This is a genomic window from Flavobacterium album, assembly GCF_003096035.1.
GTDB classification, from domain to species: domain Bacteria; phylum Bacteroidota; class Bacteroidia; order Flavobacteriales; family Flavobacteriaceae; genus Flavobacterium; species Flavobacterium album.
The window spans coordinates 2,281,987-2,294,735 of record NZ_CP029186.1 but is presented as its reverse complement, the minus strand read 5'-3'; the positions used below and the strand labels follow the sequence as shown (position 1 = coordinate 2,294,735).

Genomic DNA, 12,749 nt, shown 5'->3' with positions numbered 1-12,749 from the left:
AAAACAAACAGATGAAACGTATATTCATTACAGGTTTTGCACTGCTGGGATTGATGCGCGCCTATGCACAGGAACCGGCTACCGACTCTACAGCGTATAAAGTCAAAAAATTAAAGATCGAAGAAATCAACCTTATCTCCAGCTACTACAAGCAGGATGGTAATAACGCTGCCGTGACAGGCGGTATAGGTACACAGGAATTAACCGATATATCGAACAACCTGGCTATTAACCTGGTAAAATATGGAGAGACCGGCATAAAGCACAACTTTACGATAGAAGCCGGTATTGACCAGTACACATCCGCCTCTTCGGACATGGTTGACCTGCAGGCCAACTCATCGGCTTCGTCGTCAGACATCCGTTTTTACCCGTCTCTAAGCTATACAAGGGAGAATGATGAAAAAGGGAACACTTTTGGCGTTGGCGTTTCCTCTTCTACTGAATTTGACTACCAGTCGTTTGGCGGAAACATTAACTATGCTAAAAAAACAAAAGACAGGAATGGTGAGTTTACAGCAAAATTCCAGACCTATATTGACCAGGTGAAACTGATCACGCCTATAGAACTGCGATCGTCTGTTGGATATGGCGGAACCGAAGGGCGCAATACGTTCGCGGGTTCGTTGGGCTATTCGCAGGTGGTCAACCAGAATTTCCAGGTCATGATAATGGCCGATGTGGTCTCGCAACAGGGTTACCTGAGCCTGCCATTCCACCGCGTATATTTTACAGACGGATCGGTACACCAGGAAAAATTGCCTGACAACAGGCTTAAAATTCCGATAGGCCTCCGTGCAAATTATTTCCTGGGAGACAATATCATCATCAGGGCCTACTACCGCTATTATACCGATGACTGGAACCTTACCTCCCACAATGCCGACCTGGAAGTGCCGGTTAAAATATCGCCGTTCTTTTCGGTAAGCCCTTTCTACCGTTACTACACCCAGACTGCCGCCAAGTATTTTGATGCTTATAAAAAGCACGACAGCCAGGATGAGTTTTATACCAGCAACTACGACCTTTCAAAATTCAACAGTAGTTTCTACGGCATGGGCTTCCGGTTTGCTCCTGTTAATGGCGTATTCGGCATAAAGCATTTCAATATGCTTGAAATACGCTACGGGCATTACACCAGGTCGAACAACCTGACCTCCGATATCATCACTATAAATATCCGCTGCAAGTAGTACCGGAAATCTAAAAAATATAAATCCCAAAAGGCCATTTTGGGATTTTTTTATTTTGATCTACACCAACACCGCATTGCTGCCCAAACAAATCAGGCACACAATACTATTCCTTTTAGCCCTGATAGCAGCGGCATCCCCGACGCAGGAGGGATAAAGCGGATAGCAGGAACAGGGATGGCAAAAATGCGCATGCCTTTCGCTGCCAAAACAAAATTTGCAGTAAGCTTTTCTGTTCGAGTGAAGCTTCTCCCCTCTCCTTCGGAGAGGGGTTGGGGGTGAGGTAAGAAAGGCCATATTATTTTTTTGATAAATATTTCCGCATCCCGCGCCACTAATAAAAAAAGTAGTAATTTAGGTTACTTAATCGATTAAAAAATGCTTGATAAAGTTATCGTAGGCAGTGAAGAATGGTGCTCGTTCCCGCAGCTTGGAATTCATGCCATTAAGGCACGTGTAGACTCGGGCGCGAAGACCTCGGCGCTGCATGCCGTGAACATTGTACCTTTCGAAAAAGAAGGGGAAAACTGGGTGAAATTCGACATCAATCCTATCCAGAAAAACACAAAGACTGTAATACACTGCCAGGCACAGCTGGTAGACAAACGCATAGTTAAGAGCTCGAGCGGCTTCCGCGAACAGCGTTATGTTATACGGGCTGAGACACAGGTAGGCGACACGCGCTGGGAAGTAGAGCTTACGCTGACCAACCGCGACTCGATGGGTTTCCGGATGCTGCTGGGACGCGAAGCCATGAGTGGCCGCATACTGGTAGACCCCGAACAGAAATATGTACTGGGACAGCCGACAAAAGAAAAATTGCAGGAGTATTATGATAAAGGCGAAGAGCCAAGGCGGGGGCTGCGGATAGGTCTGCTGGCGAGCAACCCCGAACTGTACAGCAACAAGCGCATTATGGAGGCCGGTGAACAGCGCGGCCACGAGATGCACTTTTTGAGCCTGAAGGACTGCTATATGAAACTTGATGCCAACACGCCGGAGATACACTACCGTGGCGGCAGGGTGCTTAATGATTTTGATGCCGTAATACCGCGTATCAGGCCGAGCATGACATTTTACGGCTGTGCGCTGACACGGCATTTTGAGGCATTAAAAGTATATTGCCTCAACTCCTCTATGGCTATAAGCCAGTCTCGCGACAAGCTGTATTCACTGCAACTCCTGTTGAACAGCGGTGTAGATATACCGACTACCGGTTTTGCCAACTCCCCTCTTGATACCAACGAACTCATAAAAATGGTGGGCGGATCGCCGCTTATTGTAAAACTGCTTGAAGGTACACAGGGCAAAGGCGTTGTTTTGGCGGAAACAAAAAAGGCGGCAGAGAGCGTTATTAATGCATTTAAAAGCCTGAATGCCAACATACTGGTACAGGAATTCATCAAGGAAGCCAATGGTAAGGACCTCAGGCTGTTCGTGATTGATGGAAAGGTAGTAGCTACGATACAACGCGAGGCATTACCTGGAGAGTTTCGGGCGAACATCCACCTTGGGGGGACTGCCTCTGTAATAAAGGCAACCCCTGAGGAAAAGCGCATTGCCGTAAAAGCCGCCAAAGCGATGAACCTGAAAGTGGCAGGCGTAGATATTATCCGTTCGGACAAAGGGCCGCTGCTGCTTGAAGTGAACTCCTCCCCCGGCCTGGAAGGCATTGAAGGCGCAACCAATAAGGACATTGCCGGCGAGATGATAAAGGCTATCGAGAAGAATTTTAAGTGGAAATAAATAAAATGGAACGGGGATGACGCGGATTTAGGCGGATAACCACGGATTTTCTTGTGACCTGTTGCTTCGCAAAGTCTCTGACTTTGTGAGTGTGTTTAAAGGTCTCCGACCTTTCCTTTGCATGTCTGAGACATGCTAACGCATCCACAAAGTCGGAGGCTTTGCGGAGCGATGAAGAATTTTAAGTGGAAATAAATAAAAATGGGACGAGGATGACGCGGATTTAGGCGGATAACCACGGATTTTCTCGTGACCGCTAATCTTGTTGTATTCGATGTAGAGCCGTTGCATTACAACGACTCAAAAAAGACATAATGCAAGCAATACTATAGTAGCTTATTCGTGTAATTCAAAAAAATAAAAACATGGGCATCATATCTAAAATAATAATCGGCTTTGTAGCAGTGATCCACATGTACATCATGTGGCTGGAAATGTTTGGCTGGATGACCCGTGCACGAAAGGTATTCCGCAAACTGCCGCCCGATATGTTCGAGAAGACAAAGTCTATGGCCGGCAATCAGGGACTCTATAACGGCTTTCTCGCTGCCGGGCTGATATGGTCGCTGCTTATAACTAATACAGACTGGAGCGCTAATGTAGCCATGTTCTTTTTGGGGTGCGTATTCGTGGCTGGAGTTTATGGCGCGGTAACCGTGCAAAAAACTATATTGTATGTACAGGCGGTACCGGCATTACTGGGATTAATTGTTGTTTATTTTAAATTGTAAATATGATCAGAAAAATTACTTTACTCTTCGCATTCCTATTTTCCATAACCGCACTTGCTCAAAGTGAATGTGCCAAATTCAAAAATGGAACCTTCAAAGTCACCGACCCGGCTTCTAAAAAGGTCTGCATCATCAAGCGTGATGGCAACACACAAACGGAGCGTATGGAAGAAAGCGACGAAACCTACGATTTCGATATTGTATGGATTGATGACTGCACTTATACAGTAAGCCCTACTGCTTCGACAGCCGCCCGCAATAAGGACGTGCTGAAGGCGGGAACTATCACGGTGAAGATGACTAAAGTAAAGGAAAGTTCCTATGTACAAAAGGTTACAGTCGCTAACAATCCGAAATTCAGGAGGGTGGATGAGGTGTTTTTGATGGAAAGCAAATAGTCTGCAACATACTACGGGAATGTGTTTTTACGTTTAACAAAAAACATCTTACATGAAAACACAAAACATCATTCGTGTACTTTGCGGGCTTAGTCTGTTATTTTTGTTTTGTCCGTTTTTGAAAACATGCAGCTTTGTAAGGCAGGAAGCAACTGAAGTAGAGACAGTAAGCATGGTAGCGCCGGATGACAGAGATGTACTTGAACATCCTGATACTTTTAATACAACTATTAAAATTGAAACGCCATCTGACGAAGAAACAAGAAAAAAAAATGATGTAGAAGATAAAAAAGAGGAAGTTACTGCCAGCGGATGGGAATTTGCGCTCACTCCTTTTGAAGATTTTCCCGACAAGCTTTTTAATTTCTTTCTTTTTTTTACAGGCTGTGCAATTTCTTCTCTACTGTTAATGGTTTTTGCTATAACAAGAAAGTTAAAGTTAATAAACTTAATGGCATGGATATCGGGATCGCTTGCCTTATCGCCACTCCTTCTTATCGTGATCCTGGATGGCAACATTGACATAATCAGCGATATAAGATACGGTTACCCCTTGTATATCATCAATTCGGTTGCTATTATTGTAGTAACTAAGAAAACAATAAAACAAAATGCAATTTGAAGAACTACATACCGACCGGCTGATCCTCAGGAAACTCACCCCTGAAGCTTATGACTATATATTCAGCACCATGGATGATGCCGAAATCATGGAGCTTTTCGGGCTATCGATTGAAGAGCAGCTGGAAAAAGAGAAGAATAAGTACATTAACGGCATGACGACCTTCAGTATAACGTTTGCCAATTTCCTGCTTATCGACCGTGAGACCGGCAAAACCATTGGCGGATGCGGCTACCATACCTGGGTTCCGTTGCACCGCCGCGCCGAAATAGGCTATGACCTGAAACACGAAGAGTACAAACGCAAAGGACTTATGACAGAAGCCGTGGCAGCCGTGCTTGACTATGGCTTTAAACGGATGGGGCTGCACCGTGTAGAAGCGATTGCCGCCGATTATAATGAGCCTTCTATCAGGATCATAAACAAGTTCGGGTTTACTTTTGAAGGAACATTGAGAGGGCATTATAATGTGGAGGGAGTTATGGAAGATTCGGTGATGTATTCGCTGCTGGAACATGAGTATAAGAAACTATAAGTATATCGGCGAAATGACAAAAACGAAACTATCGCCTGAAGAACAGGTAACAGCATTCATCACTACGTCGGCACATCCGCTGGCTAATGTGATGCAGGCATTGCGGGAAATTATTTTAGGCACCAGCCCGGAAATAAGCGAGCATATAAAATGGAATTCGCCCGCGTTTTATTACAATGGCGAAATGGCCCCTTTTGACCCTAAGGAATATAAGCGGGATATTGTAGTATACAACGTCCGTAAGCCCGGCGAGATATTGCTGATATTTCCCACAGGGGCGAAAGTAATTGATATTACCGGCATCCTGGATGGAAAGTTTGCCGATGGACGCAGGATGGTAACCATAACCAGTATGGGAGATTTTACTGCCAAAAAAGAAGCCCTGCAAAATGTTATAAGGCATTGGTTGGCCCTTATTGAAAAATTAAAATCATACAGAAGGACAATATCTGGAAAAATAGATGCTGGGGAGCAACTGGTGTATGACAAGCTCCCTGCCAAAGCGAGGAAAGCGTTGCCAGTGCGAAATAAATCACCCAAAAATCCAGTTTTATGTTTAACTAACTGGTAAAACCATGACTAAAAAATTACTTCTTCTTATTTTGTCGCTTTCCTTCACAGCATCTTTTGCACAAATAAAAGGTACTGTAATAGATAACGAGACAAAACAGCCTGTCCTTCTCGTGAATATATGGATACTGGGAGAAGATAAAGGCACTACTGCTGACGAAAACGGGAATTTTACACTGCCGGAAACAAAAAGTACCGAAACCATTATTTTCGCCGCGGTGGGATATACCGATGCCCGCCTGAAAGCCGCTGATATAAAAGATACAGTGCTGATGGAAGCTAAAGCCATTGAGCTTGAAGATGTTATTATTCAAAAAAGGAAAAACAGGGTTTTCAGAACGGTAAACCCTCTTGATGCCGAAACAGAAGCCCACTTTGCTGCATCTACCACAGTCACTCCCCGCATGGTGGCACGGTTTATACCTTACAAAAAAGAATATGCCGCAACGCCCTTTTTGAAAGACATAAAGTTCGTTACGGTTAGCCGCTCTCCGGGTTCGACTTTCAATGTACGGCTTTACAGTGTAGCCGAAGATGGCAGCCCCGGCGAACCGCTGTATAATGAGAATATCATTGGCACGGCTAAAAAGAAACGGCATGTCACCACGGTAGACCTTTCATCCCTGAATATACAAATGCCCGAAAGAGGTTTTTTTGTAGCAGTAGAGTGGCTAATCATCGACAGCAATAGGTATGATTTGGTATCATTAAAATATGGCAAGGCACTAGACAGGAAGGGCAAAAACTACAACATTTATTATGACCCACCTTTTAAATCCTGCTATACTGATAAGCGGAGTGCCCAATGGCTGTACGAAAAAGGAGCATGGACAAATAATTTCAATATCCATGACAGGAAATATTATACGATCATGGCAGAGGTGACTTTGTCGGATTGATTTTATGTTTTAGTTCCTGAGATTTCTCTCTCCACAAGCTCCGTTCGAAATGGAAAAACGGTTCATAACTGTGATACGGTTTTCCATTTCAACGCAGGAGAAATCTCAAAAAAGAGGATAGTATTATATTATTCAAACACACTCTCATCTATCTGCATATTATTGAGGAATGCGATAGTATTCTCAATATCATAATGCAGGATGCGGTCCTCGGTTACCAATGGCACTTCTTCCCTGTACGACTTCAGGAACATCTCAATAAAATCACTTGATTTCAGCGGCCTCCTGAACTCGATAGCCTGCGATGCGTTCATCAGCTCGATGGCTAATATACGCTCAAGGTTATTAATGATCTTCAGTGCTTTGGTGGCGGCATTGGCTCCCATGCTCACATGGTCTTCCTGCCCGTTTGACGACACAATACTGTCGATGCTTGCCGGTGTTGCCAGCTGCTTGTTCTGGCTAACGATGCTGGCGGCGGTATACTGCGGTATCATAAAGCCGGAGTTAAGCCCCGGATTGCTTACCAGGAATGGCGGAAGCCCGCGCAGGCCTGAGATAAGCTGGTAGGTCCTCCTTTCGGAAATACTGCCCAGTTCGGCAAGGGCAATGCCTAAAAAGTCGAGCGTAAGCGCCAAAGGCTGACCGTGGAAATTACCCCCGGAAATAATTTTATCACTCTCTATAAATATATTCGGGTTATCGGTAACGGAGTTGATTTCGGTACGGAATACCTTCTTCACATAATCGATAGTGTCTTTGGTCGCGCCATGCACCTGCGGGATGCATCGGAACGAGTACGGGTCCTGCACATGCTGCTTGGCCTGTGCAATGATCTCGCTGCCGTCCAGCAATTCGTTGTAGCGCCTTGCTGTAACGATCTGCCCTTTGTGGGGGCGCACCATGTGGATAAGTTCGCTGAAGGGCTCTATTCGCCCGTCAAACCCTTCCAGTGATATTGCACCTATCACATCGGCCAGGTAGCTGTATTTTATAGATTTCAGTAAAACATATACGCCATAAGCGCTCATGAACTGCGTACCGTTGAGCAACGCCAGGCCTTCTTTGGATTTGAGCGCTATTGGCTCCCAACCCATTTTGGACAGCACTTTGCCTGCCGGTTGGCGGAAGCCATCGGTGTAAACTTCGCCCATCCCCAATAGCGGCAGTGACAGGTGTGCCAAAGGTGCCAGGTCGCCCGAAGCGCCAAGCGAGCCCTGCTCATAAATAACCGGAAGTATATCGTTGTTATAAAAGTCGATAAGCCTTTCTACCGTTTCCAGCTGCACACCCGAATTTCCGTAGCTGAGCGATTGTATCTTTAGCAGCAGCATGATCTTCACGATCTCTGCCGGAACCTCATCGCCCGTACCGCAGGCATGCGACATCACAAGGTTTTCCTGCAGTTTGGTAAGGTTGTCATTAGAAATTTTTACATTATAAAGCGATCCGAAGCCCGTGTTGATACCGTAAATAGCGCCATCGTGCGATTTCATTTTCTCATCAAGGTACATCCTACACTTTTCTATATTAGCCCGGGCCTCTTCTGAAAGGGCGAGTTTCTTATCCTCTGAAAGGATAGTGTGCACAATTTCAAGGGATAAGGCATCGCTGCTGATATAATGTATAGTTTCCATCAGATGATTGATTTGAGACTCCAAAATTCAATAAACAATAGTTAAAAAACAACATTTTTAGCAATTTTTCATTTCTGCGAATTTTTTTCGAATACTAATATTTCGAATACCTGAATTTCGCGCCAAATGTCGTGAAGTGATTTTATATTTTTTGAATAAATAGTTACGGTACAATTAATTATTAGCTACAAAATAACTAATTGTAAAAAATCACAAAAAAAACATAGATAATGCATTGACAAAACACTTAAATCACTGAAAATCAATTTAAAAATCTTTATTTTTAGACCAGCCTTTCGAATTACACCCAATACTTCCTCCTAACGAACTACGAAATAATTGCCTTTTATATCCAGGCCATCAATAATACTACTTAAATTTTTAAAGTGATGAAAGAAACTCTGCAACCCTATACTACCTCAAAAACACTACATCCGTTTTCAGCCAGACGGACTACTTATAACCTACGCAACCAATTAAATTATAATAACTATGAAAAAAGCAATTACTTTAGTAATGCTGCTCTTTGCGGCAGTAACCGCCATGGCCCAGACCTGGCAAAGTGTAGGCAGCCCGGGATTTTCGGCCGGTGGGGCAAGCTATAATTCCCTTGCCCTCGATCCTTCAGGCAACCCTTATGTAGCCTTTTGGGATCCGCTCTATGACGGTAAAGCAACCGTTATGAAGTTCAACGGAACCTCTTGGGAAATTGTAGGGGAGCCCGGATTTTCGATAAGCGCTGCATACTGGTGCTCGCTTGAAATTGATAGCGAAGGAGTTCCTTATGTTGCCTATTGGGAAGGTGAATCGGAAACAACTACTGTGATGAAGTTTAACGGGACTGCATGGGAAAGTGTAGGGCCTGCCCAATTCGTTTACGGAGGAGATTTCCTTTCTTTTACCCTTGATGCCAATGATGTGCCTTATGTGGCGTTTTCTGACTGGAACCATGGTATGAGGGCTACGGTAATGAAGTTTAACGGAACTTCCTGGGAATATGTAGGCATTCCCGGATTTTCTCTTGGAGATAACAGTGATACGGATTTATCCGGTACTTCCCTTGCCGTTGATTCCGCCGGTACTCCCTATCTGGCTTATGAAACATCCGAATACATGGTTGTACATAAACTTACAGTAATGAAATTTAACGGAACTTCATGGCAGGCAGTCGGTGCAACCGAATTCTCGGCAGGAGAAGTACGACAAATAGATCTTACCTTTAATGCGAATGATGTTCCCTATGTGGCTTACACCGATGTAGCTAACAATAATAAAGCCACAGTGATGAAGTTTAACGGAGCTTCATGGGTAAATGTAGGAACTGCCGGATTTACCGGTGCCGCCGCATATTCGCCTTCCCTCATGTTTGACCTTTCAGGCAATCCTAATGTAGCTTTTCAGGATCAAAGCAATAGCTTTAAAGCTTCGGTAATGAAATTTAACGGAACATCATGGGAGTATTTAGGAACACCCGGATTTTCCGCAGGTGCGGCAGTAGGAACCTCCCTGGCATTTAACGCATCAGGGACCGCTTATGTAGGGTATAGTGATGGAGCAAACGGTGGTAAAGCCACGGTAATGAAGTTTATAGAAGCAGCCTGTGCAAGTTGTACGCTCACACAGCTTGCACCTGCCTATTGTAACATTACCATAGCAGACTTTAGTGATAACCTTGCCGCACTAGCAGTAGCGAATGCACAACAATACCGTTTCAGGGCATCCGATGGCACCACTACCAATACCGTCACCAGGAATGATACTGTATTTCGGATAGATATGCTGCCATCGTATAGCTATAACACGACCTATACTATTGATGTGGCCGTAAAGGTTGCAGACCAGTGGAGCGATTATGGCACAGCATGTACCGTTACAACACCCCCCATTTGTGAAAACTGCCCGCAGACAACCCAGCTTGCACCCGAATATTGCGGCATAACAATAGCGCAGTTTAGCGATAACCTTGCTGCCACACCGGTTGAGACAGCACAGCAATACCGCTTCAGGGTAACTGATGGTACCCTTACGAATATTGTGACCCGGAATGATACTATATTCCGCATGAATATGCTGCCTTCTTACACCTACAATACAACGTACACTATTGATGTAGCTATGAAGATTAATGACGAATGGGGCGAATATGGCACACCATGCACCGTTACAACACCTCCTGTAAAACTTGCACCTGCCTATTGCGGTATAACCATAGCGCAGTTTACAGATGACCTGGCTGCCATTCCCGTACCTGCTGTACAGGAATACCGATTCAGGGTGTATGATGGCACTGCCACTACTACTGTTGTCCGGAATAATAATATATTCCGCATAAACATGCTGCCTTCCTATGCCTACAATACAACATATAGTATTGACGTAGCTGTAAAGATCAATGATGTATGGAGCGGTTACGGGCCCTCATGTACCGTGGCGACTCCTGCCCCGCCTGTGACGCAGTTAAGGCCGCAGGATTGCGGAACTACAGTTGCCAGCTTTAGCACCGGTATCTTTGCTAACGCTGTACCACTGGCAGAAGGCTATAGATTCAGGGTAACTGCCGGGACATATGTCCAAACTGTAGACAGGCCCGATAACTCTTTCAGGCTGAATCAGCTGGCTGAGTATAACTACGTAACGGCCTATGAAGTAGCTGTCTCCGTAAAAGTAAATGGCGTTTATGGTCCTTACGGCCCCACATGTACTGTTACATCGCCTCCTATTCCTTTGACCCAGCTAAATTCCGGATTCTGCAATACGACCATTCAGGGATTCAATTATGGCATATACGCCAATGCAGTAAACCAGGCGGAGGCTTATCGTTTCAGGGTAACTAATGGGACCGACGTACAAATAATAACTAACGGGCAGTTTTACTTCAGGCTCAACCAACTGTCAAACTATCAGTATGCCGTGACCTACACTGTAGAAGTAGCTGCCAGGATCAATGGAGTTTATGGGGCTTACGGAAATTCATGTACGGTTACCGCTCCTCCATATCCCCTGACCCAACTGAAAACCGAATCCTGTGGTATCACATTACCAAGCTTTGATACGCCTTTGCTTGCCAATACGGTTTATCTGGCCGAAAGCTATCGTTTTAAAGTAACCAATGGGGCCAATGTGCAAATCATAAACAGGGATATTAACCATTTCAGGTTAGATATGCTTTCTTCCTATCAATATGGGGTTATTTATACTGTAGAAGTCGCTACCTCTTTTAATGGTGTTTACGGGCCATATGGGGCGGCATGCACTGTTACCGCTCCCCCGGTTCCTACCACCAGCTTAAATAATGTATCCTGTGGCAGTACTGTCGATAGCTTTAGCACAAGCCTGAATGCCACAAGCGTATCATCGGCTGAAGGCTATCGTTTCAGGGTAGTGAATGGTTCCAATGTACAAACAATTGAAGGCATCAACAGCTACTTCAGGCTAAACCAGCTGGAAACCTATCAATATGGCACTACCTACACGGTAGACGTAGCAATAAAATATAACGGATCCTATGGTGATTATGGCCCTGATTGTACGGTAACCTCGCCTGCCGCACAGTATACCCAGCTCAACAGCGCGTCGTGCGGAATTACTGTTTCCGGCTTTAATACGAATCTCTATGCCACATCGGTGCCTTCGGTTACGGGCTACCGCTTCAGGGTGGCCAATGGCGCTAATGTGCAAACCATAGAAGGCACTGCCAGCTATTTCAGGCTAAACCAATTGGCATCCTACCAATACAGCACCGTTTATACGGTAGAAGTAGCTGTGAGTGTTGGCGGTGTGTACGGATCATACGGGCCTGCGTGCACTGTTACTACTCCTGCCCCGCCACTTACGCAACTGAGGGCGCAGGATTGCGGTATTACAGTTGCCGGCTTTGGTACCAACGTTTATGCCAATGAGGTAGCACTTGCCGAAGGCTACCGTTTCAGGGTAACTAATGGGGCTACAGTAGATATGGTTGACTGGCCAACAAGGAATTTCAGGATAAAAATGCTACCGTCTTATTCGTACAACACCACCTACACGGTTGAAGTAGCCGTAATGATAGACGGCGTTTACGGGCCATACGGGCCTTCATGCGAGGTTTCTACACCTTCTTCGGGAACAAGACAGAATATGGCAAATGATGAAGATGCTGACTTGGGATTTGTACGTGAGCTTAAAGCTTTTCCTAACCCGTATGAAACATCTTTCACACTTGCATTGGAAACACAAAGCGATGATCCTGTAACAATACAGGCATATGACATCGCAGGTAAGATTCTTGAAAACCGTATGGTATCTCCTGCAGAGCTTTCAGATATGAAAATCGGTGAGAATTATGCCGCGGGTATTTACTCTGTAATTGTTTCACAGGGAACTTATACTAAAATACTGAAAATGGTAAAAAAATAACCAACCACTTTTTATAGTTAAAA

10 protein-coding genes are annotated in these 12,749 nt (G+C 44.9%); 9 read left to right on the top strand and 1 reads right to left on the bottom strand.

Annotation, left to right across the window (positions count from 1 at the left end):
* Nucleotides 1-11 precede the first annotated feature (11 nt).
* The 8 genes from HYN59_RS10235 (at nt 12) to HYN59_RS10195 (ending at nt 6,694) form a co-directional block, all read left to right on the top strand.
* Nucleotides 12-1,193 (top strand): DUF3570 domain-containing protein, encoded by a 1,182-nt coding sequence (locus HYN59_RS10235; protein ID WP_108778173.1) that lies wholly within the window; start codon nt 12-14, stop codon nt 1,191-1,193.
* A 378-nt stretch (nt 1,194-1,571) separates the two neighbouring features.
* The gene (gene rimK / locus HYN59_RS10225) at nt 1,572-2,939 is read left to right on the top strand and encodes a 30S ribosomal protein S6--L-glutamate ligase (RefSeq protein ID WP_108778171.1); all 1,368 of its coding nucleotides are present in this window, start codon (nt 1,572-1,574) and stop codon (nt 2,937-2,939) included.
* A 365-nt stretch (nt 2,940-3,304) separates the two neighbouring features.
* Nucleotides 3,305-3,670 carry a DUF1304 domain-containing protein gene (locus tag HYN59_RS10220; RefSeq protein ID WP_108778170.1) on the top strand — a complete coding sequence of 122 codons (366 nt, stop codon included), beginning with the start codon at nt 3,305-3,307 and terminating at the stop codon, nt 3,668-3,670.
* A 2-nt stretch (nt 3,671-3,672) separates the two neighbouring features.
* Complete coding sequence (locus HYN59_RS10215; protein ID WP_108778169.1) at nt 3,673-4,068, top strand: hypothetical protein; 396 nt, start codon at nt 3,673-3,675, stop codon at nt 4,066-4,068.
* Between the two features lie 52 nt (nt 4,069-4,120).
* The gene (locus tag HYN59_RS10210) at nt 4,121-4,690 is read left to right on the top strand and encodes a hypothetical protein (protein WP_146185916.1); all 570 of its coding nucleotides are present in this window, start codon (nt 4,121-4,123) and stop codon (nt 4,688-4,690) included.
* Nucleotides 4,680-5,225: a GNAT family N-acetyltransferase gene (locus HYN59_RS10205; protein ID WP_108778167.1), complete on the top strand. Its 546-nt coding sequence runs from the start codon at nt 4,680-4,682 to the stop codon at nt 5,223-5,225. The genes HYN59_RS10210 and HYN59_RS10205 overlap by 11 nt, the downstream gene beginning before the upstream one ends.
* Before the next feature lie 13 nt (nt 5,226-5,238).
* Nucleotides 5,239-5,796 (top strand): DUF1801 domain-containing protein, encoded by a 558-nt coding sequence (locus tag HYN59_RS10200; protein ID WP_181369414.1) that lies wholly within the window; start codon nt 5,239-5,241, stop codon nt 5,794-5,796.
* Nucleotides 5,797-5,800: 4 nt separating this feature from the next.
* Nucleotides 5,801-6,694, top strand: a complete 894-nt coding sequence (locus HYN59_RS10195) for a carboxypeptidase-like regulatory domain-containing protein (protein WP_108778165.1) — start codon at nt 5,801-5,803, stop codon at nt 6,692-6,694.
* 128 nt (nt 6,695-6,822) lie between these two features.
* Here HYN59_RS10195 and hutH read toward each other — a convergent pair whose 3' ends face one another.
* Nucleotides 6,823-8,331 carry a histidine ammonia-lyase gene (gene hutH / locus HYN59_RS10190; protein WP_108778164.1) on the bottom strand — a complete coding sequence of 503 codons (1,509 nt, stop codon included), beginning with the start codon at nt 8,329-8,331 and terminating at the stop codon, nt 6,823-6,825.
* Nucleotides 8,332-8,823: 492 nt separating this feature from the next.
* Between hutH and HYN59_RS10185 the strand changes: the two genes are divergently transcribed.
* Entirely contained in the window at nt 8,824-12,726 is a 3,903-nt protein-coding gene (locus tag HYN59_RS10185) for a T9SS type A sorting domain-containing protein (protein ID WP_108778163.1), read from the top strand.
* The last annotated feature ends 23 nt before the right edge of the window (nt 12,727-12,749 follow it).

Bases quoted from the DNA above. Each gene is read 5' to 3' on its own strand.
- HYN59_RS10220 (WP_108778170.1), top strand. From the start codon at position 3,305: ATGGGCATCATATCTAAAATAATAATCGGCTTTGTAGCAGTGATCCAC.
- HYN59_RS10200 (WP_181369414.1), top strand. From the start codon at position 5,239: ATGACAAAAACGAAACTATCGCCTGAAGAACAGGTAACAGCATTCATC.
- HYN59_RS10235 (WP_108778173.1), top strand. From the start codon at position 12: ATGAAACGTATATTCATTACAGGTTTTGCACTGCTGGGATTGATGCGC.
- HYN59_RS10185 (WP_108778163.1), top strand. From the start codon at position 8,824: ATGAAAAAAGCAATTACTTTAGTAATGCTGCTCTTTGCGGCAGTAACC.
- HYN59_RS10215 (WP_108778169.1), top strand. From the start codon at position 3,673: ATGATCAGAAAAATTACTTTACTCTTCGCATTCCTATTTTCCATAACC.
- HYN59_RS10195 (WP_108778165.1), top strand. From the start codon at position 5,801: ATGACTAAAAAATTACTTCTTCTTATTTTGTCGCTTTCCTTCACAGCA.
- HYN59_RS10210 (WP_146185916.1), top strand. From the start codon at position 4,121: ATGAAAACACAAAACATCATTCGTGTACTTTGCGGGCTTAGTCTGTTA.
- rimK (WP_108778171.1), top strand. From the start codon at position 1,572: ATGCTTGATAAAGTTATCGTAGGCAGTGAAGAATGGTGCTCGTTCCCG.
- HYN59_RS10205 (WP_108778167.1), top strand. From the start codon at position 4,680: ATGCAATTTGAAGAACTACATACCGACCGGCTGATCCTCAGGAAACTC.
- hutH (WP_108778164.1), bottom strand. From the start codon at position 8,331: ATGGAAACTATACATTATATCAGCAGCGATGCCTTATCCCTTGAAATT.